Annotated in this window: 25 protein-coding genes; 13 read left to right on the forward strand and 12 right to left on the reverse strand. The window is 73.3% G+C overall.

Annotated elements, in window-relative coordinates; genetic code table 11:
- Positions 1–913 precede the first annotated feature (913 nt).
- Positions 914–1531, reverse strand: coding sequence for a nucleoside/nucleotide kinase family protein (locus ACU436_RS18955; protein WP_459027050.1), 618 nt, complete (start codon positions 1529–1531; stop codon positions 914–916).
- A gap of 14 nt (positions 1532–1545) precedes the next feature.
- Positions 1546–1788 (reverse strand): DUF2630 family protein, encoded by a 243-nt coding sequence (locus tag ACU436_RS18960; protein ID WP_459027051.1) that lies wholly within the window; start codon positions 1786–1788, stop codon positions 1546–1548.
- 121 nt (positions 1789–1909) lie between these two features.
- On the opposite strand from ACU436_RS18960, the gene ACU436_RS18965 reads away from it, so the two are divergent.
- The gene (locus tag ACU436_RS18965; protein ID WP_459027052.1) at positions 1910–2194 is read left to right on the forward strand and encodes a hypothetical protein; all 285 of its coding nucleotides are present in this window, start codon (positions 1910–1912) and stop codon (positions 2192–2194) included.
- Between the two features lie 147 nt (positions 2195–2341).
- On the opposite strand, the gene ACU436_RS18970 is transcribed toward ACU436_RS18965, so the two are convergent.
- A complete protein-coding gene (locus ACU436_RS18970) occupies positions 2342–3175 on the reverse strand; it encodes an LLM class F420-dependent oxidoreductase (RefSeq protein WP_459027054.1) in 834 nt (277 codons plus the stop codon).
- Positions 3176–3229: 54 nt separating this feature from the next.
- On the opposite strand from ACU436_RS18970, the gene ACU436_RS18975 reads away from it, so the two are divergent.
- The gene (locus ACU436_RS18975; RefSeq protein ID WP_459027056.1) at positions 3230–4348 is read left to right on the forward strand and encodes a 5-methyltetrahydropteroyltriglutamate--homocysteine S-methyltransferase; all 1119 of its coding nucleotides are present in this window, start codon (positions 3230–3232) and stop codon (positions 4346–4348) included.
- A gap of 1 nt (position 4349) precedes the next feature.
- Positions 4350–5087: a class I SAM-dependent methyltransferase gene (locus ACU436_RS18980; RefSeq protein ID WP_459027058.1), complete on the forward strand. Its 738-nt coding sequence runs from the start codon at positions 4350–4352 to the stop codon at positions 5085–5087.
- 42 nt (positions 5088–5129) lie between these two features.
- Here the strand turns inward: ACU436_RS18980 and ACU436_RS18985 are convergent, their stop codons facing one another.
- Positions 5130–5822: a haloacid dehalogenase type II gene (locus tag ACU436_RS18985; RefSeq protein ID WP_459027059.1), complete on the reverse strand. Its 693-nt coding sequence runs from the start codon at positions 5820–5822 to the stop codon at positions 5130–5132.
- A 233-nt stretch (positions 5823–6055) separates the two neighbouring features.
- Here ACU436_RS18985 and ACU436_RS18990 point away from each other — a divergent pair, with 233 nt between their 5' ends.
- The 3 genes from ACU436_RS18990 to ACU436_RS19000 are packed head-to-tail and all read left to right on the forward strand — an operon-like array spanning position 6056 to position 8584.
- Positions 6056–6508: a DUF4442 domain-containing protein gene (locus ACU436_RS18990; RefSeq protein ID WP_459027061.1), complete on the forward strand. Its 453-nt coding sequence runs from the start codon at positions 6056–6058 to the stop codon at positions 6506–6508.
- A 19-nt stretch (positions 6509–6527) separates the two neighbouring features.
- Positions 6528–7187, forward strand: coding sequence for an NAD(P)H-binding protein (locus ACU436_RS18995; RefSeq protein WP_459027063.1), 660 nt, complete (start codon positions 6528–6530; stop codon positions 7185–7187).
- The gene (locus tag ACU436_RS19000) at positions 7187–8584 is read left to right on the forward strand and encodes a dihydrolipoyl dehydrogenase family protein (RefSeq protein ID WP_459027064.1); all 1398 of its coding nucleotides are present in this window, start codon (positions 7187–7189) and stop codon (positions 8582–8584) included. Before ACU436_RS18995 ends, ACU436_RS19000 begins: the two co-directional genes overlap by 1 nt.
- Here ACU436_RS19000 and ACU436_RS19005 read toward each other — a convergent pair.
- From ACU436_RS19005 to ACU436_RS19025, 5 genes are all read right to left on the reverse strand, one after another.
- Positions 8581–9573, reverse strand: coding sequence for a copper resistance D family protein (locus ACU436_RS19005; protein WP_459027066.1), 993 nt, complete (start codon positions 9571–9573; stop codon positions 8581–8583). The genes ACU436_RS19000 and ACU436_RS19005 overlap by 4 nt on opposite strands.
- Positions 9570–10139 (reverse strand): copper resistance CopC family protein, encoded by a 570-nt coding sequence (locus ACU436_RS19010; RefSeq protein WP_459027067.1) that lies wholly within the window; start codon positions 10137–10139, stop codon positions 9570–9572. Before ACU436_RS19010 ends, ACU436_RS19005 begins: the two co-directional genes overlap by 4 nt.
- Positions 10136–10864 (reverse strand): YcnI family copper-binding membrane protein, encoded by a 729-nt coding sequence (locus tag ACU436_RS19015; RefSeq protein WP_459027068.1) that lies wholly within the window; start codon positions 10862–10864, stop codon positions 10136–10138. The genes ACU436_RS19010 and ACU436_RS19015 overlap by 4 nt, the downstream gene beginning before the upstream one ends.
- Before the next feature lie 41 nt (positions 10865–10905).
- The gene (locus tag ACU436_RS19020; RefSeq protein ID WP_459027070.1) at positions 10906–11412 is read right to left on the reverse strand and encodes a hypothetical protein; all 507 of its coding nucleotides are present in this window, start codon (positions 11410–11412) and stop codon (positions 10906–10908) included.
- A gap of 84 nt (positions 11413–11496) precedes the next feature.
- A complete protein-coding gene (locus ACU436_RS19025; protein ID WP_459027072.1) occupies positions 11497–12006 on the reverse strand; it encodes a DUF6474 family protein in 510 nt (169 codons plus the stop codon).
- Between the two features lie 164 nt (positions 12007–12170).
- Here ACU436_RS19025 and ACU436_RS19030 point away from each other — a divergent pair, with 164 nt between their 5' ends.
- The 5 genes from ACU436_RS19030 (at position 12171) to ACU436_RS19050 (ending at position 17972) form a co-directional block, all read left to right on the forward strand.
- Complete coding sequence (locus ACU436_RS19030; protein ID WP_459027074.1) at positions 12171–13877, forward strand: TM0106 family RecB-like putative nuclease; 1707 nt, start codon at positions 12171–12173, stop codon at positions 13875–13877.
- 115 nt (positions 13878–13992) lie between these two features.
- Positions 13993–15216 carry a glycosyltransferase gene (locus ACU436_RS19035; RefSeq protein WP_459027076.1) on the forward strand — a complete coding sequence of 408 codons (1224 nt, stop codon included), beginning with the start codon at positions 13993–13995 and terminating at the stop codon, positions 15214–15216.
- Between the two features lie 139 nt (positions 15217–15355).
- The gene (locus tag ACU436_RS19040) at positions 15356–16177 is read left to right on the forward strand and encodes a CPBP family intramembrane glutamic endopeptidase (RefSeq protein WP_459027078.1); all 822 of its coding nucleotides are present in this window, start codon (positions 15356–15358) and stop codon (positions 16175–16177) included.
- Positions 16174–17328, forward strand: a complete 1155-nt coding sequence (locus ACU436_RS19045) for a sensor histidine kinase (RefSeq protein ID WP_459027080.1) — start codon at positions 16174–16176, stop codon at positions 17326–17328. The genes ACU436_RS19040 and ACU436_RS19045 overlap by 4 nt, the downstream gene beginning before the upstream one ends.
- The gene (locus ACU436_RS19050; RefSeq protein ID WP_459027082.1) at positions 17325–17972 is read left to right on the forward strand and encodes a response regulator; all 648 of its coding nucleotides are present in this window, start codon (positions 17325–17327) and stop codon (positions 17970–17972) included. Before ACU436_RS19045 ends, ACU436_RS19050 begins: the two co-directional genes overlap by 4 nt.
- A gap of 3 nt (positions 17973–17975) precedes the next feature.
- On the opposite strand, the gene ACU436_RS19055 is transcribed toward ACU436_RS19050, so the two are convergent.
- From ACU436_RS19055 to qcrB, 3 genes are all read right to left on the reverse strand, one after another.
- Complete coding sequence (locus ACU436_RS19055) at positions 17976–18263, reverse strand: hypothetical protein (protein WP_459027084.1); 288 nt, start codon at positions 18261–18263, stop codon at positions 17976–17978.
- 249 nt (positions 18264–18512) lie between these two features.
- Positions 18513–19214: a DUF4386 domain-containing protein gene (locus tag ACU436_RS19060; RefSeq protein ID WP_459027086.1), complete on the reverse strand. Its 702-nt coding sequence runs from the start codon at positions 19212–19214 to the stop codon at positions 18513–18515.
- Positions 19215–19319: 105 nt separating this feature from the next.
- On the reverse strand, positions 19320–20906 hold the full coding sequence (gene qcrB / locus ACU436_RS19065; protein ID WP_459027088.1) for a cytochrome bc1 complex cytochrome b subunit: 1587 nt from the start codon (positions 20904–20906) through the stop codon (positions 19320–19322).
- A 500-nt stretch (positions 20907–21406) separates the two neighbouring features.
- Here qcrB and ACU436_RS19070 point away from each other — a divergent pair, with 500 nt between their 5' ends.
- Together ACU436_RS19070 and ACU436_RS19075 are read left to right on the forward strand one after the other, a co-directional pair.
- A complete protein-coding gene (locus ACU436_RS19070) occupies positions 21407–22186 on the forward strand; it encodes an ABC transporter ATP-binding protein (protein WP_459027090.1) in 780 nt (259 codons plus the stop codon).
- Positions 22183–23025, forward strand: coding sequence for an ABC transporter permease (locus ACU436_RS19075; protein WP_459027092.1), 843 nt, complete (start codon positions 22183–22185; stop codon positions 23023–23025). Before ACU436_RS19070 ends, ACU436_RS19075 begins: the two co-directional genes overlap by 4 nt.
- Positions 23026–23032 lie beyond the last annotated feature (7 nt).

Below are 23032 nucleotides of genomic sequence, written 5' to 3' on the forward strand. Positions count from 1 at the left end.
CCTTCCGTTGGACTGTCGCCCTCCACGTGGGCACCTTCCGTTGGACTGTCGCCCTCCACGTGGGCACCTTCCGTTGGACTGTCGCCCTCCACGTGGGCACCTTCCGTTGGACTGTCGCCCTCCACGTGGGCACCTTCCGTTGGACTGTCGCCCTCCACGTGGGCACCTTCCGTTGGACTGTCGCCCTCCACGTGGGCACCTTCCGTTGGACTGTCGCCCTCCACGTGGGCACCTTCCGTTGGACTGTCGCCCTCCACGTGGGCACCTTCCGTTGGACTGTCGCCCTCCACGTGGGCACCTTCCGTTGGACTGTCGCCCTCCGGGTGGGCGGCTTCCGTTGGACTGTCGCCCTCCGGGTGGGCACCTTCCGTTGGACTGTCGCCCTCCGGGTGGGCGGCTTCCGTGGACTGTCGCCCTCCGTGCCTCTGGCGTTCCATACCGCCATCGGGGTCGTCTCCTCGTGGTGGGTCTCCGCCCGTCTCCCTTCGCTCGGTGCGTCTGGATCTCCCGTCATCCGATCATGGGTCGGGGTTCTGGTCCAGACCACGACAGTGGGTAGCCGGGGAGCGGTCGGGGGAACCGGACGACAGTCGTTCGAGTGGTGTCCGACGCGCCGGTCACCGTCGGTCCGGGTCGGCGCTGATCAGGAGCACGCCACCGTGGTGGCGACGGCGATGGTGTTCGGTGCCGCGGCGGCCACATACGGCCGGGGATGCACCCATCGGCTGATCAAGCCACTGCCCGGCGAGCATGATCGGCCGCCTGGTGCGAGGGCGGCCACATGTGGCCGTGGGTGCACCGATCCGCTGATCAAGGCGCTCCCGGTGAACAGAGCGGCCCCTGAGGACCACCGCCGCCAGCAACACGCTCCCCACGAGCGTCAGGTCCCCGACCGCCGGCGATCACGGCCGCGTCAGCGGCGGACGGCGGGGCGGTCGGGGTGGTCGGACAGGACGACCAGGTCGGCCTCCGCTTCGGGAGCGCGCTCTTCGGAGTAACGGCTGTACGCCGGAAGGGTCCAACGCTCGTCCTCCGGGAGGGTGCGGGACAGGGCGGCGGGCGACATACTCAGGTGCACCGACAGGTCCACGGGCAAGCCGCGGCCCAGCAGGAGAGCGCCCGCCAGGAGCACCACCCCGTCGGTGGGGAGCTCGACGTAACGGTCCCGGTGCGCCCGGTCGGCCCCGGCGTCCCACAGGCGGGGGAGCACCCGGCCCGAGCCGCCCGGCCCCGCCGGGTCCAGCACCTCGCGGCGCAGGCCGCTCGTGTCGAGCCAGCCGTCGAGAAACTCGTCGGGATCCTCGCGGCCGAACTCCAGCCGCACGGAGGCCGGCCGCAGGAAGTCGGCGGCGCTCACCACCACGGCCATGCGGCCCCGCGTGCGCAGCGCGTCGGCCGTCCCTCCCGCGAGCGCGAGCGGACGCGCGGGCGGTGCGCCGTCCAGCGCGAGGCGCACCCGGCCGGGACGGGCGTCGACCAGCGCCACGACCTCGTCGACGAGCCGGGCGGGGGTGACGGGTGTGATCTGCACGACCTACTGCCGGACTACTGGCGGTATCCCTCCACGACATTCGCGGAGCGTTCCTCCGCCGAGTCCGGGTCGAGCCCGGCGCGGCGGCGCGCGTCTCGCTGGCGCAGCAGGTCCCAGTAGCGGTCCAGCTGGACACCCAGCTCGTTCAACCGTTGCTGCTCGGCCTCCGACAGCGCCTGGCCCACGTGGGCCCGCTCGAGCCGGTGCTCCTCGGCCACCAACTCGTCGATGTGGCGGTGCAGCTCGTCGTCGTTCATCCGGGTTCCCGTCCGATCGGTGGGTGCCGTCGCCGCTTGTTGTACCCGACACTCGACACCGTGGCACCGGACCGCGCCACCGGCACCTCCATCACCCGCGCGTTACGGCCTCGGCAACCGGGTGGCGCAGCTGTACCGGAGCTTCGCCGACCAGATGCGGCCGTCCGCGCTCGTCCGGCAGGTGCTGCACGACGTGCACCGCGGCCGCGGGCAAGAGGGTGCTCGCGGACCCGCGACCGGCTCGCTCGCCCGGCTCGCGGCCCGGTCCGGCGCCGTCGACGACGCCGAGCTCATCCGCGCCGCCGGCAGCGCCGTGGAGGCCCACGAGTACCGGCCGGGCACGGCCGGGATCGTGGCTCCCTGCACGACCGGGACGGCGCCGCGGTCTGCGGCGCACTCGGGTTGACCGTTCCTCGTGCGGAACGGACCGCTCGTCGAAGCGAGCCGGCGCGGGCCGTGCGCGAGGCCGCGGCTTGCATCGGTCATGCCCAAGACGGCAGTCGTGGAGCGAACGGCACTCTCGGTCGCTAGGTGCCGCTCAGCGCGCGCGAGCCTAGGCGCGGAGGGCGGCGAGGTCGTCGAGGGTGCGCAGCACCTCGTCCTTCCCGGCGTCGGGGAGTGAGTAGAGCACCCGGTCGACCCCCGCGGCCGTGTACGCCTCGAGCACGGCGCGGTCCGGCGCGGCGCCGAACACGCTGACGGTGAGGTGGCCGCGCCCCGCGTCGACGGCGCGGCGGCGCAGTTCGGCGATGCGCCCGGCGAGCGCGTCCACGTCGTCGCCCGAGACGCTGCGCGGCATCCAGCCGTCGCCGTGCGCGAGCACCCGGTCCAGCACGGACGGTCCTTCCCCACCGATCAGCACCGGCGGTGTGCGCACCGGCTTGGGCCACGACCAGACCGGGTCGAAGTCGATGAACTCGCCGTGGAACTCGGCCGCGTCCTCGGTCCAGATCGCCCGCATGGCGGCGATGTGTTCGAGCATTCGCCGGGTCCGGGTGCGCGGGTCGACGCCGTGGTTGGCCATCTCCTCGCGGTTCCACCCCGGCCCGACGCCGAGCTCGAACCGGCCACCCGTGATCCGGTCGAGGCTCGCGACCGTCTTGGCGAGGCCGATGGGGTGGTGCTGGAGCACCAGGGAGACGGCGGTGCCCAGCGTGATCCGCTCGGTGACCATCGCCATCGCGGCCAGCGCCACGAACGGGTCGTACGTGTGCGAGTAGCGGCGGGGCAGCTCGGCCCCGCCCGACCACTCGGACTCCCGGCTCGTGGGGATGTGCGTGTGCTCGGTGAGGAACAGCCCGTCGAAGCCGCGCTCCTCGGTGGCGCGCGCCAGCGTCGGTCCGTCGATGCCGTAGTCGGTCAGGAAGGTGAAGACGCCGTGATCCACGTGACCAGCCTCGCACCTGGGCGGGGGGCCGCGCACGGGGCTACGTTCCGGGGTATGCAGCGACGCACCGAACCGCCGTTCCGCGCCGACCACGTCGGCAGCCTCCTGCGCCCGCCCGCGCTCCTCGACGCGAGGGAACGGTACGCGGCCGGCACCCTCGACGCCGAGGGCCTGCGCGCCGCCGAGGACGCGGCCATCCGGGACGCCGTCGCGATGCAGGAGGAGATCGGGCTGCAGTCGGCCACCGACGGGGAGTTCCGCCGCACCTCGTGGCACATGGACTTCATCTACCAGCTCGGCGGCATCGCGAAGACCGAGGAGAAGATCCGGGTCAGCATGCACAACGCGGAGGGGGAGAACGCGTTCACGAGCGCCGGCCTCGCCGTCCGCGAGAGGGTCCGGCTGGACGAGCCGATCTTCGCCGACGCGTACCGGTACCTCGCCTCGCTCACCACCAGCGCGACGCCGAAGCTCACGATCCCGTCCCCGAGCATGGTCCACTACCGTGCCGGCATCGCGGCCGTCGACCGCACCGTGTACCCGGACGTCGAGGACTTCTGGAACGACCTGTCCGCCGCCTACGCGGCGCAGGTGCGCGCCATGGCCGACCTCGGTTGCCGCTACCTGCAGCTCGACGACACCAGCCTCGCCTACCTCAACGACCCCGCCCACCGCGCCCAGATCGCGGCGAGGGGCGAGGACGCCGATCACGCCCACCTGCGCTACATCAAGCAGATCAACGCGGCGGTCGCGGGCCGGCCGGAGGGCATGCGGATCACCACGCACATGTGCCGCGGCAACTACCGCTCCTCGTGGGCGGCCGAGGGCGGCTACGACTTCGTCGCCGAGGCGCTGTTCGGCGAGCTCGACGTCGACGGCTTCTTCTGCGAGTTCGACGACGAGCGCTCCGGCGGGTTCGCGCCCCTGCGGTTCGTGCCGCCGGGCAAGCAGGTGGTGCTCGGGCTCGTCACCACGAAGACCGGCAGGCTCGAGGACCCGGACGACCTCAAGCGCCGCATCGACGAGGCCTCGAAGTACGTGCCCCTCGACCAGCTGTGCCTTTCCCCGCAGTGCGGCTTCTCCTCCACCGTCGAGGGCAACACCCTCACGCTGGAGGAAGAGGCGGCGAAGCTGCGCCTGATCGTGCAGGTGGCGGAGGACGTCTGGGGCTGACGTGACCGAGGGCCCGCCGGGTTGGGGCGCACCGCTCCACACCCGGGTGCTCGACCTCGCCGGTGCCGGCGCCGGCACCACGGTGCTGGACCTGGGCTGCGGGCCCGGGACGTTCGCGGCGGCGGCGGTCGCGCGCGGCGCCCGGGTGGTGGGCATCGACGGCGACCGCTCCGCGGTGGCCGCGGCCGCCGCCGCGGTACCCGGTGCGAACTTCCTGCTCGGCGACGCCCACGACCCGCCCTCCGGCCCGTTCGACCTGGTCGCGGCCGTGCAGCTGCTGCAGCACGTCGCCAACCCGGTCGCCGTGCTGCGCGCCGCCGCGCGGGTGGGCAGCGCCGCCGCCGTCACGACCTGGGGGCCCGAGGAGGAGTGCGACGTGCGTGCCTTCGGCGAGGCTCTCGCGGCCTGGGTCCCGCCCCGCCGACCGCGGTCCGGGCCGCCTCCGCTCACCGACCCGGCGCGCCTGCGCAAGGTCGTCGGACTCGCCGGGCTGGACGTCGCGGCCGAGGACGAGGTCGAGTGCCCGTTCACCTACGCGGACGCGGACGCCCTGGTCGGTCCCCTCCTCGCGTCGGGGATCGGCCGGGCGGCGGCCGCGAGGGCCGGCGAGCCGGCCGTCCGCCGGGCGGTCCTGACCCGCCTCGATGTCAACCGGACGAGAACCGGCGGCTACGTGCTCCGGAACCGGTTCCGGGTGCTCGTGGCCCGGCCCGGAAGTTCAGGAAAGCCACATTCCTGAACCTGCAGGACAGCAATGTGGCTTTCCTGAACCGGCGGGGCCTCAACCTCCGAGCCGGGTCGCCAGCTCCGCGAGGGAGGCCACCGAGAAATCCGCTGCCGGGTCGGTCGCGGGGGGCGGGGCCGCTGCGGGGCCCTTCTCGTCCGGGCGGTGGACGTAGGCCGTGCGCAGGCCGCGGGCGCGGGCGGCGGCGAGGTCGTTGGTGTGGGCGGCCACCATCATGACCCGCTCCGGTGCCGGGCCGAGGAGCCGGGCGGCGCCGTCGTAGACCTCGTCGTCGGGCTTGTAGTGCCCGAACAGCTCGGCCGAGAGCACCGTGTCCCACGGCAGGCCACCGTGCTTGGCCATGTCGACGAGCAGTGCGACGTTGCCGTTGGACAGCGTCGCGATCACGTGCCGGGCCTTCAACCTCGTCAGCCCTTCGACGGAGTCCGGCCACGGGTCGAGCCGGTGCCAGGCGAGCACGAGCTCGGCGCGGACGTCCCCGGCCACGTCGGGCAGGCCGAACTCGGCCAGCAGCTCGTCGAGCGACACCCGGTGCAGGTCGTCGAGCGCGGTCCAGGGCTGCTCGCCGCGGCGCACGCGGTCCATGGACGGGACGTACCGGCCGCGCCACGCGTCGGCGAATGCCTCGGCGTCGACGCCGGGCAGCAGGCGTCGCACATCCCGCGCGACGCCGGAGCGCCAGTCCACCACCGTGCCGAAGACGTCGAAGACGAGAGCCTTGATCTCCACGAGCCCGAGCCTAGATCGCGTACCGCTTCCCGAGCAGGTCTCGGCAGGTGTGGCCGGTTGGTTTCGATGCCGACATCGGCCGGGTTCGTCGAAGGGTCCAGCTTCACCCACGCCCGCGCGGTGGAGCGCTTTCCGCGGAGTGGGAAAGCGGGTCTCACCTCGCCGTCGGGTGAGGTGCCGGGCGCCGACCAGGGAGTTCCCGACGGTGGTTACCGGGCAGTAACATCACGTCGGTGACGACAGAGTCGAGTTGGGTCGGCGCCACCATGCAGCAGACCGTGCCGTGGGTGCGCACGGCCGGTATCGAGTTCGCCGAGGTCACGCCGGAGCGCGCGGTCCTGCGGCTGTCCGACGAGCCGGAGCTGCGCAACCACGTCGGCGGACCGCACGCGGCGATGATCTTCGGGCTGGCCGAGACCGCCACCGGTGCCGTCACGCTGGCGGCGTTCGCGTCCGCGATGGAGCGGGCGACCCCGCTGCCCGTCCGATCCGAGATCGCCTACCAGCGCATCGCGCGCGGCCCGCTCACGGCACAGGCCGTCCTGGGCAGGCCGGCCGCGGACGTACTGGCCGAGCTCGACGCGGGCGCGCGCCCGGAGTTCGGGATCGACGTCACCATCACCGACGGCGACGGCCGGGAAACCACCCGCATGACCGTCGTCTGGACGCTGCGGCCGAACCGCTGACGACGCTACCGTCACGCGCGTGCACGTGGTGATCGCTGGGGGACACGGGAAGATCGGGTTGCGGCTGGCCGCGTTGCTCGCCGGCCGCGGGGACGTGGTCACCGGGGTGGTGCGCAACCCGGACCACGGCCCCGACCTCGAGCGGGCAGGGGCCACGACCGTGGTGCTGGACCTCGAGGCGGCACGGGCGGACGAGCTCGCGGCCGTGCTGGAGGGTGCCGACGCCGTCGTGTTCGCCGCCGGCGCCGGGCCGGGCAGCGGGGTCGCCCGCAAGGAGACGGTCGACCGGGCCGCCGCGGTGCTGCTCGCGGACGCGGCGCGGATCGCGGGGGTGCGGCGTTACCTGCTGGTGTCCTCGGCGGGCGTCGACGAACCACCGGCGCCGGACCGCGGTGACGTCTGGGCGGCGTACATCGCGGCGAAGCGGGCGGCGGAGGAGGCGATCCGCGGCGCCGACCACCTCGACTGGACGATCCTGCGGCCGGGTTCGCTCACCGACGACCCGGGCGTCGGGAGGGTGCTGCTGGCGCCTCCACCGGTAGCGCGGAGCAGCGTCACCCGCGATGACACGGCAGCCGTGCTCGTCGCGCTGCTGGACACGCCGGGCAGCGCGGGCAAGGTTCTGGAGCTGCGTGAAGGGGAGACCGACGTGGTCGGGGCCGTGGCGGGGGTGTCCTGATGGCGGACGTGGATGTCATCGTGATCGGTGGCGGGCCGGTGGGCGAGAACGCCGCCGACTACGCCGTCCGCGCCGGGCTCTCGGCGGTGATCGTCGAGTCGGAGCTGCTCGGGGGCGAGTGCTCGTTCTGGGCGTGCATCCCGTCGAAGGTCCTGCTGCGCACCGGGCACGCGGTGGCCGCGGTGCGGAGGTTGCCCGGCACGACGGTCGACTTCGACCCCGCGGCCGTGCTCGCACGCCGCGACTCGTTCACGCACGACTGGAACGACGAGAGCCAGGTGCGGTGGGCCACCGGCGCCGGCATCCGGGTGCTGCGCGGCAAGGGCCGCCTGGTGGGTGAGCGCACGGTGGAGGTCGACGGCCCGGCCGGCCGGGAGACGCTCGTCGCCCGCAGGGCGGTCGTGGTGGCCACCGGCAGCGTGCCGGCCGCGCCGTCCGTCACCGGTCTGGACGGCGTGCGCACATGGGGTTCGCGCGACGCCACCTCGGCCAAGGAGATCCCGCCCCGGCTCGGGGTGCTGGGCGGTGGCGTCGTCGGCTGCGAGATGGCGCAGGCGTTCCGGCGCCTCGGCTCGCAGGTCGTGCTCCTGCAGCGCGGTCCGCGGTTGCTGCCGGCGATGGAGCCGTTCGCGGGCGAGCGGGTGGCGGCCGGTCTGCGCGCGGAAGGCGTGGACGTGCGGCTGGAGCACCGGCTCGAGTCGGTGGCCGCTGCGGGCGACCAGATCGAGCTGCGCACGGAGGACGGCACCGTCGTCGTCGACGAGTTGCTCGTGGCCACCGGGCGGCGGCCCGACACCGCGTCGATCGGGGTCGACGCGGTGGGTCTCGAACCCGGGAAGCCGCTCGCCGTGGACGACACCGGGCTGGTCCAGGGCGTCGCGGGGGAGTGGCTGTACGCCGCGGGAGACGTCACGGGCCGGGCGCTGCTCACCCACCAGGGCAAGTACGCGGGGCGGATCGTCGGTGCCGCGATCGGTGCCCGGACGGCGGGGGAGGAGCTCGACACCAGGCCGTGGGGCGAGCACGTCGCCACGGCCGACCACGTGGCCGTCCCGCAGGTCGTGTTCACCGACCCCGAGGTGGCCACGGCCGGGCACACCGAGGCGCAGGCGCGCGCCGCGGGCATCGACGTCCGGGTGGTCGACATCCCGATCGCCGTCGCCGGGTCGTCGGTGCAGGCCGACGACTACGACGGTGCGGCGCGGATGGTGGTCGACACCGAACGGGGCGTTCTCGTCGGTGTGACGTTCGTGGGCCAGGACGTGGCCGAGATGATCCACGCCGCCACCATCGCCATCGTCGGGGAGGTCCCGCTGGACCGGTTGTGGCACGCCGTGCCCGCATTCCCCACGATGAGCGAGGTGTGGCTGCGCCTCCTGGAGACCTACCGAGCCTAGGCGGACTGCGACAGCGCGGCCGCGATGCCGATCGTGGCGGCCATCACCGCCACCTCGACACCGGCCCACCGCAGCACGGGGATGCGCCCCGCGGCCAGCCTGCGCCGGTGGAGCGCGCCGAGCATGCCGAGCAGCACGAGGCACGTGATCTTCGCGAGGACGAGCGCGCCGTACCGCGTGGTGACGACCGCATCCCACGTCCCGAGCCGGATCACGGCGGTGAACAGGCCCGTCAGCGTGACCGCGCCGATGCACCAGCCGGCGAGCCGCGAGAACCGGGGCAGAACGGCCTCGAGCAGGGCGCGGTGGCGCGCCACGAGCGCGAGCACGACCGCGAGCCCGCCCACCCAGAGCGCGGCCGCGACCACGTGGATCCCGATCGACATGATCGCGAGCTGGTGGTCGGGGTGGGTCCCCGAGTGCCCGGTGACCGCCGGCGTGACGAGCCCCAGCAGCGCGGCGACCAGCGGCACCCTGGCCTGCACCCGCGCGCGGTCGCGCAGCCGCATGACCGCGCAGACGACGAGCGCCACGGTGCAGACGGCTGTGAGCAGCAGCCCGCGGCCCCCGGCCAGCTCGGTGACGAAGCTGCCGATCTCACCGGCTGCGAGCTGCCCGACCGGCCTGCCGAACGCGTCGGCCGTCCGGAACATGATCCCGACCAGCACGAGCACCAACCACGCGCCCGCCACGGCGACCAGTGCGCGGTCGGCGGTGGCCCGGACGCGTTCGAGCGGGCGCAGCGCCGAACCGGGCAGGCGGCGGGCCGCCGGCAGCAGCAGCGCGAGCACGGCCAGCCCGGCGGACGCGACACCGGCGACGTCCATCCCGGACCGGGTGACCGACGTCCCGACCAGCACCGGCAGCGTCGTTCCCGCCAGCGCCCCGGTGAGCATGCTCGCCGCCAGCGCGGCCCCGACCGCGAGCCCGGCCCACCCGACCGGGCGCAGCCGGTCGAGCGGGAGCGGGTCCGCGGTCGGCGGGGTCATCCCCGGCCCAGCCGGAGCGCCGCGACGACCCCGCCGCCGACGAGCACGACGGCGCCGACGATCCACGGCCACACCGGGGTGCCGCCGCTGTCGTCGGCCGGGGCGGCGGCCGCGGGCGCGGGCGCCGGCTGGCCCGTCGGGGCCGCGGGGCTCGCGGAAGGCGCTGCTGCGGCGGCGGGCGTGCCCGTGCCGGCGGTGGTCAGGGTGAAACCGACGCTGCCGCTGATCGGGTGGCCGTCGGCCGACACCACGCGGTAGCCGACCTCGTACTGGCCCGCCGGGCCGAGCGGCTGCACCTCGATGCTCACCGACGAGCCGTCGACGGCGACGTCGCCGGTCTCGTAGTGGCCCTGGTCGGGACCGACGACGGTGAGCGTGTTGAACCCGGGCGTCATCGCCTCGTTGAAGGTCAGGGTGACCCGTTGCGGCGCGGCGTCGAGGCTCGCGCCGTCGGTGGGATCACTGCTCTCCAGCCGGGCGTGCGCGAGCGCGGGGGTCGCGCCGAGCAGCAGCGCGAGCCCGGCGAGCACGCCGACGGCCAGGGTGCGCAGGAGCCGCGCGGTCATCGGTCCGCCCCCGTGGATCGGCGGGACCGGAGCACCGCGCCGACCCCGACCCCGAGCCCGAGCGCCCCGACGAGCAGGCCGATGCCGCCGAGCCAGCGGGCGGTCGTGTCGGCCGTGCCGCTCATGTCGCCCGGGTCCGCCATGGCGGCCGCGACGTGGGCGTCGTCGCCGGTCGGCGGGGTCAGGGTGACGCTGGGCGCCGGTCGCTCCGGTTCCGACCCGTCTGCGGCCGGCGGCTGGTCCCACGCGACGACCTCGCCGTCGTCGTAGGTCTGCACGGCGGGCAGCACGAGCTGGTCCGTCTCGGTGGGGAGCGGACCGAGCGACAGCGGGAAGTCCACGAACTCGCCGGGGCCGATGCGGACGCCGGGGTCGGCGGTCCAGGTGACGGTGCGAACGGCCTCGGTGATCGTGCGGCCGTGGGACTCGACCGGCGGGTTGACCGGGGCCTTGGCGATGGTGGCCGTCCAGCCGGGCCGCGGGGTGGTGCGGACGGAGGTGATGGGGTGGTCGGAGGGCAGCGTGACCTGCAGGGACACGGTGCCCGCTGTGTCGGATTCGGTGGGGACGCGCATGGCGATCACGGCGTAGCTGCCCTGCTCGGCCGTTTGGGGCTGGGCCGTCACGTGGGCGAACGCCGGCGCCGCGCCGACGAGCGTGACCGCGGTGGCGGCCACGAGGACGGCGCCGACGCGCAGCGCGCTCCGGCGGGTGGACGAGGGCATGGATGCTCTCCGGTGGGTGGTGTGGGACGTGCGGGGAGTGGTCAGCACGTCACCGGAGGGCCCCGCCGGGCGTGGGCGACGACGAAGGCGCGGGTGAGCCGGGGAGGCACCGCGGGGCCCGGCACCGCGAGCACCGGGAGCGGTCGGTCGGCCGGGGGCGGCACGAGGCGGTGGGGCAGGACCCGCCGCAGCGCCGCCACCAACGCGGCGGCACCGCGGTCGGCGTGGCGCAGGGCGAACGCGGTGACGAGGGTGGCCCCGGCGTGCATCGCGAGCATCGCCGAACCGGCGTGGGCGGGGTGCAGCAGTTCGATCGCGTTGTGCAGCACGAACTGCCCCACCGCCAGCACCGTGACCGTGCCCGCCAGGCTCTGGCAGCGGCTCGCGCGACCGGTGAACACCCAGGCGAGCAGGGGGAGCACCGGCACGAGTACCGCCAGGTCGGGGACCGCGCCCCCGCCCGCCGCATGCCCGACGGCCGCGAGCAGCGCGCTCAACCCGGCCAGGACGGCACCCCGGAGCACACCACCGTCCGGACCGCTCGTCACGGGGCCCGACGGTAGCCGCCGCGCGGGTGGACGAGTCAGCGCACCCGTTCGACCCACAGCGCCGTGGCGGAACCGGGGCCGCGGTCAGCCGTGGATGCCGAGGTGCTTGAGCAGGGCCACCTCCAGCCGGTCCAGCTCGGCGCCGACGGAGCGGTAGGCCGTGCGGCGGCGCTGCGTGGGCATCTGCTCGGCCGCGCGCACGGCGACGGACAGGTCGGCGAGGCGCGGGCGGGTGTCGATGGCGAAGCGCCGCGCCGCGTCGCTGCCGTGCACCTCGGCGCCGGACTCGAGCCGGTCGAGCGCCTCCGCCATCCGCGACAGGCGGGCGTGCAGCGCGCCGCCGGGCCCGGCGTACGCGGCCAGCTGGCCGGGTTCGACGCCGAGGCGGGCGGCCCGGTGGGCGTCCCACCGGGCCCGCGCGACGGTGGCGGCCGCGAGTGCGTACGGCGCGAGCAGCGGGGCGACGGCCTTGCCGACGCCGATCATGCGTTTGGCCCGCGCCGCGGTGAGCGGCTTGCGGGCGGCCGGCGCGGCGTCCGCGCTTCCGGTGGCCTCGCCCGCCGCGGGCGTCGACCGGCGTCGCCGCAGCCCCATCCGCTCGTCCTCCTCGTGCCCGGTGATCGGGTGCCCGAGCTTAACGGGGTCCCGCCCCCGGGCGCGTGGTTCGACGCCGCCGCGTGTCCCGATGTGGTGAGGCCCGCCGCGCGGAACGACCCGATCGGCCCGGACTGTCGGTACGTGTCATTACCCTTTGGTACGTGACGGCGATCGAGAACCGGTATCCCGTGGTGGATCCCACGGCGGGGAGCAGCCCGGTGCTCGACGCAGCGGCCACCACGCGCTGCCGCCGGCGGGTCCACCTCGACCACGACCCGGAGGCGGCCGCGGCGCCTCGGGCGATGCCGGATCCGGCGCTGGAGCAGCGCCGCGCCGACGCCGTCGCCCACCGCGAGCACATCGGTGCCCGGCTGGCCGCGGATCTCGCGGGCGACTGGTTCGCGGTGCCGCCGGGTGCGCCCGGCGCCGAGCGGGTCGACGCCACGGCCCGCGCGGTGGCGTCGGGGGCCCGGCTCATCTGGGGGGCCGCGCTGCCCACCGATCGCGCGGCCGGGCGCCGGGGGAGTCCAGAACTGCTGGTCCGGTTGCCGGGCGGCGGCTACGTGCCGGTCATCGTCGTGCGCCACCGGATCACGGATCCCGGTGCAGGCGCGCTCACGGCAGCCCTCGACGCCCCGTGGCCGCAGCGTGCCCGCGTCGACGAGGAGCGCAAGGTGCGCTCGCAGCCACGTGACCTGATGCGGCTCGCCCACCTCAACCGCCTGCTGCACGCCGTGGGCTGGGCCGCGGAGCCCCGGCTCCGGCACGGCGACCACGGCGGGGTCATCGGGCTCGACGCCGACGTCGTCGTGTGGCACGACCTGCGTGCAGGCCACTGGCCCGGCGCCCGGTCCACCCTCGCCGAGTACGACGCCCGCTTCGCCGACCGGCTGGCGGTCGCCACGGCGGCCGCCACCGGTGCGCCCGCGCTCGCCGAGCCGTCGCGCATCACCGAGTGCCGGCGCTGCCAGTGGTGGCCCACCTGCGAGGCCGTGCTGGAGCGGGCGGAGGACGTCAGCCTCGTCGTCCGCGGCGAGTCCGCCGGTGTGCTGCGGGAGGTCGGCGTGGGCACCGTCGCCGCGCTCGCCGCGCTCGACCTCGCGGCGGAGCCGCCGGCGGAGGTGCCGGGGATGCCGTTCGCCGACCTCGTCGCGTTGGCGCGGGCGCGGCTGCGCGGGCTCGCGGTCGTGCGGCGGGTGCCGCAGGTCGCGGTGGTGCGGGCCGACGTCGAGGTCGACGTCGACATGGAGAGCTTCGGCGAGGCGGGCGCCTACATGTGGGGCGCGCTGCTGCGCCACCCGGGCGGTCGGCAGCCCGGCGACGACGCCGACGGCTACCGCGCGTTCGCCACCTGGGACCCGGTGCCCACCGACGACGAGGCGCGGTCGTTCGCGGCGTTCTGGACATGGCTCTCGGCGGTGCGGGCCCGGGCCGCCGCCACCGGGCGCACCTTCGCCGCCTACTGCTACAACGAGCAGGCGGAGAACCGCTGGCTCCTCGCCTCGGCCACCCGGTTCGCCGGGATGCCGGGCATCCCGGCGCTCGCCGAGGTGGAGGAGTTCATCGCCCACCCCGGCTGGATCGACCTGTTCGCGGTGGTCAGCGAGTGGTTCCTGTGCTCGCAGGGTAAGGGGCTCAAGCGCATCGCTCCGGTGGCCGGTTTCACCTGGCGCGACCCGGAGGCGGGTGGGGAGAACTCCATGCGCTGGTACCGCGACGCCGTCGGCATGGACGGCGCACCCCCCGACCCGCAACAGCGGGAGCGGCTGCTCGCCTACAACGCCGACGACGTCCACGCCACCCACGCCCTGCGGGAGTGGATGACGTCGCCCGCCGTCGAGCAGGTCCCGCTGGCCGCCGACCTGTAGGCTCCGCCAGCCTTGATCATCGTTTGGGTGCACGCCGTTCACGTCCCGCCACGGTGATGTTGGTCTGGATGATCGTCCATCCGAACGCCGCCGTGGCGAGTAGCCGGAGACCCCGATGCGGATCCTGATCGTGACAGCGGGTTCGCGCGGTGATGTCGCGCCGTTCACGGGCCTGGGCCGGCGGCTGCAGCAGGCGGGCCACCAGGTGGCTCTCGCCGCGCACGACCGCTTCGCGGACCTCGTGCGCGAGTGTGGGCTGGAGTACCGGACCCTGCCCGGCGATCCGGTCGAGCAGGTACGCGCACGCACGGCCGCCCCCTCGCCGGAGGCGGCGCGATCGGTGTTCGCCGCGTTCCTCGACGAGCTGGGCGATGGTGTGACCGCCGCCGTCGCCGCCGGTACGGACCTGCTGCTCACCGCATTCGGCCCGGCCCCGGTGAGCCGGCTCGTGGCCGACGGGTTCGGCATCCCGAGCCTCGGCGTCTACCTCGCGCCGGGTGTCCCCACCCGGGAGTTCCCACCACCCGGCCGGCCCGTCACCGGGCTGCCCTCGCCCGCTGAGAACCTCGCCGCGGGCCGCGAGCTGCTCGCGCGGACCGGCTCCCTCTACGCCGACGTCCTGCGGCGGCTGCGCGCCCGGTTCGATCTCCCCGCGGAGGCGGCGGGCCCACCGGACGACTGGCCGATCTGCCACGGCTTCAGCCCCGCCGTCGTCCCGCGACCGGCCGACTGGCCCGCCACCACGCACGTGACCGGGTACTGGTGGCCGGCTACACCGCTGGGATGGCGGCCACCGGATCGGCTGGTGGACTTCCTGGAAGCCGGTCCGCCGCCGGTGTTCGTCGGTTTCGGCAGCATGACCGCGGACCACGAGCGGCTGCACGACATCGTCGGGGCCGCCGTCGAACGCGCCGGCGTGCGCGCCGTCGTCCAGTCCGGCTGGGCCGAGCTCGGACCCGCCGGTGACGACACCCTGCTCGTCGGCGACGTGCCGCACGACTGGTTGTTCCCCCGGATGGCCGCCGTCGTCCACCACGCCGGAGCGGGCACCGCCGGGGCCGGGCTGCGCGCGGGGGTGCCGGCGGTCCCCGTGCCCGTCCTGGTCGACCAGCCCTTCTGGGCGGACCGGCTGCACCGCCTCGGTGTTGCGCCGCCCCCGCTGCCGCTGGCGGAGCTCACCGCCGACGCCCTGGCCGGTGCGCTGCGGTCCTGCCTCGACCGATCGACCTACCGCGACCGCGCCACCGAGCTCGCGCGCCAGGTCCGTGCCGACGACGGCCCGGCCGTCGTGCTCTCGCTGATCGCGCAGCTGGAAGCCGGGCACGGACGGCGCTTCTGACGGTGGGCGCCGCCGGGTTGTCCCCCGAGCGAGCTACCCACGAGTGTCCACCGCACGGTGACGATTCCGGGCCGTCGAATCCATAGCGTTTCCGACGTCGCCGCGGCGCTCGGCCGCGGAATCCCGCAACGGAGTCGTCATGCGATTGTTGAAGCAGTTCGTGCCCGTCGCGGCGGTCGCCTTCGCCGGTGGCCAGGCGATCGGGGTGGTGGCGGGGAACGGGCTCCTCACCCTGGTCGTCGGCCTCGCGACGGCGGTGCTCGCCGTGGTCACGTACGCCGCGATGGTGCGGTGGAGCGAGCGCCGCGCGCCGACGGAGGTGGCGGCGACCGGTGCCGCCGCGGCCACCGGCCGTGGGCTGCTGATCGGTGTCGGGATGTTCGCCTTCGTCATCGTGAACATCGCCTTCCTCGGTGGCTTCCGGGTCGAGGGCTTCGGTTCGGCGACGGGCCCGGTCGGGCTGTTCGGCTTCATGGCCGCCGCCGCGGTGACGGAGGAGCTGATGTTCCGCGGCATCCTCTTCCGGATCGTCGAGGAATGGACCGGTACGTGGACGGCACTGGCGCTGACCGGTGTGCTGTTCGGCCTCTCTCACCTGCTCAACGAGCACGCCAGCCTGTGGGGGGCGATCGCCATCGCGATCGAGGCGGGCGGCATGTTCGCCGCCGCCTACGCCGCCACCCGCACCCTGTGGTTGCCGATCGGCCTGCACTTCGGCTGGAACTTCACCGCGGCCGGCATCTTCGGCGCCGAGGTCTCGGGCAACGGTGCGCCGGAGGGGCTGCTGAACGGTGTGACGTCCGGCCCGATGCTGCTCAGCGGCGGTGAGTTCGGGCCGGAGGGGAGCCTGTACACGGTGGTGACCGGCGTGGTGCTGACGATCGTGTTCATGTGGCTGGCCCACCGGCGCGGCCGCGTGGTGCCGGCCCGCCGCCGCGCCGCCGCTAGGCTCGCGCGGTGATCGATCTCCGGCGGGTCGCGGACCTGTGGCGGCGATTGGATGTCACCGTTCGGGATCTCCCGCTCGCGCTGCTGCTCGTCGTCGCGTCGTTCCTTCCGGTGCTCAACGGTCACGAGACGCAGGTCGGTGACCTGCCGGCCCGCCCCTTCGACGCGCTCGCGGCCGTCGTGCTCGCGCTCGAGTGCCTCCCCCTCGCCGTGCGCAGGCGGTGGCCGGCCGCGTGTCTCGCCCTCGTGTCGCTCGGCTTCGCCGTCGCCGAGCTCGGCAGCTACCACATGGTCGCCGGCACCGCACTGCCCATCGCGCTGGTGAGCGCGGGCGCCCATCTGGAACGTCGCCGGCGCGTCACCGCGGTCGTCCTCTCGGTGGCGTACGCGTCGCTGGCGGTCGTGCTCCTCATGCTCGGAGCACCCGAGACCGTGGACGGGTTCGTGGTGTTCTACCTGGCCCTGGTCGCCGCGTGGGTCATCGGTGCCTGGCTGCGCTCCAACCGGGCCGCCGAGGCCGACCGGCGCCGCCATGTCGCCGAGGCCACCCGCGCCGCCGAACGCACCCGCATCGCCCGCGAGCTCCACGACGTCGTGACCCACCACGTGACGGCGATGGTCATCCAGGCGGAGGCGGCTCATTACCTGACCGCCGCCCCCGATCGCCTCGACGAGACCCTGACGGCCGTCACCGACACCGGTCGCCGGGCCATCTCGGACCTGCGGCACCTGCTCGATGTGCTCAACCCCGACCACGAGACCGGCGTCGTGGCACCGTCCGTCCGCGAGCTGGGCCCCCTGGTGGAGCAGACGCGCCAGGCCGGTCAGCCGGTCGAGTTCACCGAGGAGGGCCGGCCGGCGGAGCCGAGCGGCAGCGCCGAGCTCACGGTCTACCGGGTTGTGCAGGAGTCCCTGACGAACGCGCTCAAGCACGCCCACGGAAGCCGCACCGTGGTCCGCGTCCACTACGGCGTCGGGGGGATCGCCGTGGAGGTCGGGAACGACGGTTCTGGCTCGGGGAAGGGTTCTCCCGGCGGGAGCGGGCGGGGGCTGGCCGGGCTCCGCGAGCGGGTCGGCGCGCTGGGCGGCGAGTTCAGCGCGGACCGGCGGGCGGGCGGCGGGTTCGTCGTGCGGGCATCCATCCCGACGGGGAACCCGTCGTGATCCGGGTGCTGGTCTGCGACGACCAGGCGCTGATCCGCACCGGGTTCACGACGATCATCGATGCCCAGCCCGACCTCGAGGCGGTGGGCGAGTGCGGGGACGGCCGGGCCGCGGTCGACCTCGCCGGCCGGCTGCGCCCGGACGTGGTGGTGATGGACGTGCGGATGCCGGTGCTCGACGGCATCGAGGCCACCCGCCTGTTGGCCGGCGCCGGGGTGGTGGACCCCGTCAAGGTGCTCGTGGTGACGACGTTCAACCTGGACGAGTACGTGTACGAGGCGCTGCGCTCGGGGGCGAGCGGGTTCCTGCTGAAGGACTCCCCACCGGCACAGCTGCTGCACGGCATCCGCACGGTCGCGACCGGGGCCGCCCTGCTGGCACCCGAGGTGACGCGGCAGCTCGTCGGCAGGTACGCGGCGCGGATCCGGCCCGCGGGGGACACCCCGCACGACGCGCTGACCCCGCGCGAGCTGGAGGTGTTGCGCCTCATCGCGGACGGCCTGTCCAACAGCGAGATCGCCGCGACGTTGGTGATCAGCCAGGAGACCGTGAAGACGTACGTGTCGCGCATCCTCACCAAGCTCGATCTGCGGGACCGCGTGCAGGCGGTGGTCTACGCCTTCCGGAGCGGGCTGGTGGCCTGAGGCTCACCGGCGTTGCCGCAGCAAGGTCGACACGCGCTGGCGGCTGACCCCGAACAGCTCGCCGATCGACCTCGTGCTCAGTCCTTCGCGCCGGAGCGCGACCGCCTTCTCGTGCCGATAGCGGCTGCCGACCTCGCCCAGGTCCTCCAGCGCGTGGGTGAGGATCTCGGTGATCATGGGGTTCGGTGCACTCGTGGTGATGTCGGACCACGATCGTCCACTCCGCCGCTTGTCGATCATGGAGTCGGCTTGTTCGACGGCGGCGAGGAGGCCGGCGATGGTGTCGGTCACGCCGATCCTGAGATCGACGAGCGCTCGGACGACGCTGTCGTCGGTGCTCGTGGATCGGTTGGGCAAGGTCGTCGTCGGCCCTTCCGCTCGAGGGCCTCGATGCGCCCGGCCCGGAGATGTGGGGGTCACTCTCTGAGGCGGACGCTGAGGTGGCGCTGAGAAGTGGCGCGCGGTGCTGAAGCCACGCTGAGAGACCGCCGCACGCGTTCTCGTGGTCAGCGCTTCATCGGGGGCGTGGAGCAGGCCGGTTCAGGCGGTGATGGGTGAGGGCCGGAAGCCCCGGGCGATCAGGTACACGCCCAGCGAGAACTCCCACGCGGCGATCGGGAGCGCGAACAGTGCCGACATGGCGGACTGCTGACCCCAGAGATCGAACAGGGTGGCCGCGACGGAGGCGACGAGCAGGGGCGCCCCGACGAACCCGATCAGCGGGAGGACCGGCGGGACGAGGCGGGACCGGTACAGCAGGGTGCCCAGCAGCAGGGCGTTCACCGCCGGGATGGTGCCTTGCCCGAGGAGGAAGACCCAGTCGTGGACGGCGACCAGCGCCTGGCCGGCGATCAGGCCATCGGCGCCGGTCCCGGCCTTGCGCAGGCTCACCACCGACAGCAGGCTCACGACGCAGATCACGATCGTGCCCGCCTCCAGGACCCGCGCCGCGACGAAGCCGAGCGCGAGCCCTTCGTTCTGCTTCCTGACCACCGGGTACAGCGCGACGGCTGTGCCGATGCAGGCCAACGCCACGATCATCTCCAGGATGCCCCCGACGGCGACGGGGGTGTCCGGGCCGGGGCCGGTGACGTAGCCCGGGGCCCGGACCGGGCCGTAGAGGGCGAGGGTCGGGATCGAGACGAAGGTCAGCAGGTAGAGCACACCGGCGACCAGCGCGGTCCGCCTCGATGAGTCGGTGGGGACCGGGGTCCGGGCCGCGGTCGGGCCGCTGATGCTCATGGAGTTCTGACTCGCTGCAGGGCTCGGGATCGTGAGCGGGCCCGTGCACCGAGCACCCGAACGGCCGCGGCGCGGGCGAGGCGCACATCCAGGACTCCGAGGGCGCTACCGGTTTCCCTGGAGGCTCCGCCGCGCCCGGGAGAGCGCCGCGGTCTCGTCGGCCGGGTCCGGCGTGAGGAAGGAGCCGGGAGCCGGTGTGCCGCCGTACCCGAGTTGGTTCGGCTTCTTCGGGACGGGAGCGCCCTGGTACTGCAGCGGGATCGGGTGGCCGTGCTCGTCGACGCCGCCCAGCGGCTGGTGCACCTCCACGTACGCACCGTGTGGCAGCCGCCGGACGATGCCGGTCTCGATGCCGTGCTCGAGCACCGCACGGTCGGAGCGCTGCAGCCCGAGGCAGATCCGGTACGTCACCCAGTAGCCGATCGGCGGCAGCACGAGCAGGCCGACGCGTCCGACCCACGTGGTGGCGTTGAGCGACACGTCGAAGAACAGGGCGAACACGTCGTTGGCCGACGCGAGCAGCAGCACCCCGTAGAACGTGATCCCCATGATCCCCAGCGACGTCCGCACCGGCACGTCCCGCGGGCGCTGCAGCAGGTTGTGCGCCGCCCGGTCTCCGGTGAGGCGGCGTTCCACCCACGGGTAGGCCCCGGCCACCACGAACAGTACGGGCAGGAAGGCGGCCGTCGCCCAGAAGACGGGCGGGATGTTGTAGTCGCCGATGGAGATGTCCCAGGGCGGGAAGAGCCGCGCCATCCCGTCCGACCAGCCCATGTACCAGTCGGGCTGGGAGCCCGCGGAGATGTGGGCCGGGTTGTAGGGCCCGAGGTTCCAGATCGGGTTGATCTGGAACAGCCCGCCCATGATTCCCAGCACGCCGACCACGACGGTGAAGAACGCCCCGCCCTTGGCTGCGAAGGCCGGGAGGATCCGGACGCCGACGACGTTGCGTTCGGTGCGGCCGGGGCCGGGGAACTGGGTGTGCTTCTGGTACCAGACGAGCCCGACGTGCACCGCGATCAGCGCCAGCAGGACGCCCGGGAGCAGCAGCACGTGCAGGATGTAGAACCTCGGGATGATCTCCGTACCGGGGAACTCGCCGCCGAACAGCGCCCAGTGCGCCCAGGTGCCGATCACCGGCACCGACAGCGTGATCCCGGAGGCGATCCGCAGGCCCGTGCCGGACAGCAGGTCGTCGGGGAGCGAGTAGCCGGTGAACCCGGCGAACACCCCGACGAACAGCAGCAGCACGCCGATCACCCAGTTGGCCTCGCGCGGTTTGCGGAAGGCGCCGGTGAAGTACGTGCGGAACATGTGCACGACCATCGCGGCCATGAACAGGAGTGCCGCCCAGTGGTGCACCTGGCGGACGAACAGCCCGCCGCGGACCTGGAAGGAGATCTGCAGGGTGCTCTCGTACGCCCGCGACATGTGGATGCCGCGCAGGTTCTCGAACACTCCGTTGTAGGTGACTTCCTCCATGGAGGGGTCGAAGAACAGGGCGAGGTAGACCCCGGACAGCAGCAGGACGACGAAGCTGTACAGAGCGACCTCGCCGAGCATGAACGACCAGTGCGTCGGGAAGACCTTGTTGAACTGCCTCCTCAGACCCGCCGCCGGGTGGTACCGCTGGTCCGCGGCGTCGAGCGCGCCGCGCAGCCGCGCCCCTGTCGATGCGTCGATCGCGCCCATGCCCGCTCTCCACCGTCGGAGGGAACCGTCCTTCTACCCAGTGTAGAACGTATCTTCTACGTTGTGTAGAGGATACGGTCGGGTTGCGGGCTCGCGTAGTTGATGAAGCGGCTAACCCGCAGACGAGCCGGCACTCGAAGGACGGGCACGCCGACCACACCTGCAACGCGAGCGTGGGCTGCGCGCTCACCAACCACGGCGACGGCAACAGCGACTACCGGCTCGGGAGGTCGGGAGCGTGCTGGGCCCGGACTCGCGGGGTCGCTGAACGCATTTCCGATCAATTCGCACATCGGTCCCGGGGGTCGATGTCGGGCCTTCTCGCGTGCTGTGGGAAAATAGCTGGTTATCTGCCCAGTCCGGTGGTGGCGGTGTGTGACCATGGGTGTTGACAGTGCAACCCGAACGGCCTTACGGTGCCCTCGAATGTAAAGGGTTTCTGGTACTCGTTGTAGTCTTTCTGCTGAGACCGGTAGAGCAGTGACGCCCGCGGGGGGCCGATGAAGGAAGCGAAGCCCAGGGTCGTCGTCGACCGCCTGTCCGTGTCGCTGGGCGGCAACCACATCCTGGACGACATCGAACTCTCCGTGGACGTCCACGAGTTCGTGTGCATCATCGGCACGTCCGGTGGTGGCAAGACCACTCTGCTGCGGTCGGTGGCCGGGCTGCTCCCGCCCGCGGGCGGGTCCGTGCAGCTGGACGGGGACGTCATCACCGGCCCCACACCCAAGATCTCGATGGTCTTCCAGCACTTCGGTCTCTTCCCGTGGAAGACGGTGCGCACCAACGTGGAGTACGGGCTCCGGGTGCAGGGCCGCAGCGGCTACGCCGACCGCGTCGACGAGCTGCTCGAGATCATGAACCTCACCCACGCCCAGCACCGCTATCCGCACCAGCTCTCCGGGGGGATGAAGCAGCGGGTCGGGATCGCGCGCGCGTTGTCCATGGAGCCCGAACTGCTGCTGCTCGACGAGCCTTTCAGCGCGGTCGACGCGATCACCCGCGAGGTGCTGCAGAACGAGGTGCTGCAGCTCTGGGAGCGCAACGAGAACATGTCGGCGATGCTGATCACGCACGACGTCGACGAGGCCATCCTGATGGCCGACCGGATCATCGTGATCCAGGGCCCGCCCGGCCACATCGCGCTCGAGGTCCCGGTGTCCATCCCCCGGCCGCGGACGGCGCGCTCGGTGCGGTCCCACGAGTCCTACGCCGACCTGCGCGAGCAGCTGTGGAACGCCCTGCAGGGCGACACCGACCGCGTCCTGGAGCGCACATGACCACCGTCGCCGAGGACGCCGGCACGCCGAGCAGCGGCGGCTCGCCGCGCCGAACCGGCAAGCCCGCGCGCGGCGCGCGCCGGCCGCTGACGCCCACCACGAAGTGGGTCCTTCGCCTGGGGTCCGTGCTCGCCATAGCGGTGGCGTGGGAGCTCTACGGCAACGCGATCAACCCGGTGCTGCTGTCCTCGCCGACCGCGATCATCGCCGCCACCTTCGAGATGATCGGGGACGGCTCCCTCACGAAGGCGATGAGCGAGAGCTTCGTCGTACTGGGCGTCGGCTCGCTGATCGGCGTCGTCGCGGGGCTCGTGATCGGCCTGGCCGCCGGCCGCAGCCAGGTCTTCGGCACGCTGATCGAGCTGCCGCTCAACGCCCTCTACGCCACCCCGAGCGTGGCGCTGATCCCCGTGATCGTGGTCTGGTTCGGGTTCGGGCCCACCGCCAAGACGGTCGTGGTGATCCTCTTCGTGCTCTTCCCCGTGCTGATCAACACGATGCGCGGGGTGCAGGAGGTCGACCGCGACCTCATCGAGGTGGCGCGCTCGTTCTGCTCCGGCGAGCGTCGCATGTGGTTCGACCTCATCCTGCCGTCCGCGCTGCCGTACGTCGTCACGGGCCTGCGGCTCGCGATCGGGCGCGCGCTGATCGGCGTCATCGTGGCCGAGTTCTTCACCGCCTTCTCCGGGCTCGGCTATCTGATCGTCACCAGTGCCAACAGCTTCCAGACCGACCGCACGTTCGTGCCCATCCTCGTGATCGCGGCCCTCGGCGTGCTCCTCACCGCGCTCCTCGAGTTCGTCGAGCGTCGTGTCGTCCGCTGGTCGGCGAGAGACTGAGAGGTTC

The organism is Pseudonocardia wallangbongensis (assembly GCF_054486945.1).

What these genes read in the sequence shown, in the direction of transcription:
- ACU436_RS19015 (WP_459027068.1), bottom strand. Translation starts at nt 10,864, where the DNA reads ATGCCCTCGTCCACCCGCCGGAGCGCGCTGCGCGTCGGCGCCGTCCTC.
- ACU436_RS19000 (WP_459027064.1), top strand. Translation starts at nt 7,187, where the DNA reads ATGGCGGACGTGGATGTCATCGTGATCGGTGGCGGGCCGGTGGGCGAG.
- ACU436_RS19040 (WP_459027078.1), top strand. Translation starts at nt 15,356, where the DNA reads ATGCGATTGTTGAAGCAGTTCGTGCCCGTCGCGGCGGTCGCCTTCGCC.
- ACU436_RS18960 (WP_459027051.1), bottom strand. Translation starts at nt 1,788, where the DNA reads ATGAACGACGACGAGCTGCACCGCCACATCGACGAGTTGGTGGCCGAG.
- qcrB (WP_459027088.1), bottom strand. Translation starts at nt 20,906, where the DNA reads ATGGGCGCGATCGACGCATCGACAGGGGCGCGGCTGCGCGGCGCGCTC.
- ACU436_RS19010 (WP_459027067.1), bottom strand. Translation starts at nt 10,139, where the DNA reads ATGACCGCGCGGCTCCTGCGCACCCTGGCCGTCGGCGTGCTCGCCGGG.
- ACU436_RS19060 (WP_459027086.1), bottom strand. Translation starts at nt 19,214, where the DNA reads ATGAGCATCAGCGGCCCGACCGCGGCCCGGACCCCGGTCCCCACCGAC.
- ACU436_RS18975 (WP_459027056.1), top strand. Translation starts at nt 3,230, where the DNA reads ATGCAGCGACGCACCGAACCGCCGTTCCGCGCCGACCACGTCGGCAGC.
- ACU436_RS19025 (WP_459027072.1), bottom strand. Translation starts at nt 12,006, where the DNA reads ATGGGGCTGCGGCGACGCCGGTCGACGCCCGCGGCGGGCGAGGCCACC.
- ACU436_RS19070 (WP_459027090.1), top strand. Translation starts at nt 21,407, where the DNA reads ATGAAGGAAGCGAAGCCCAGGGTCGTCGTCGACCGCCTGTCCGTGTCG.
- ACU436_RS19005 (WP_459027066.1), bottom strand. Translation starts at nt 9,573, where the DNA reads ATGACCCCGCCGACCGCGGACCCGCTCCCGCTCGACCGGCTGCGCCCG.
- ACU436_RS19035 (WP_459027076.1), top strand. Translation starts at nt 13,993, where the DNA reads ATGCGGATCCTGATCGTGACAGCGGGTTCGCGCGGTGATGTCGCGCCG.
- ACU436_RS19075 (WP_459027092.1), top strand. Translation starts at nt 22,183, where the DNA reads ATGACCACCGTCGCCGAGGACGCCGGCACGCCGAGCAGCGGCGGCTCG.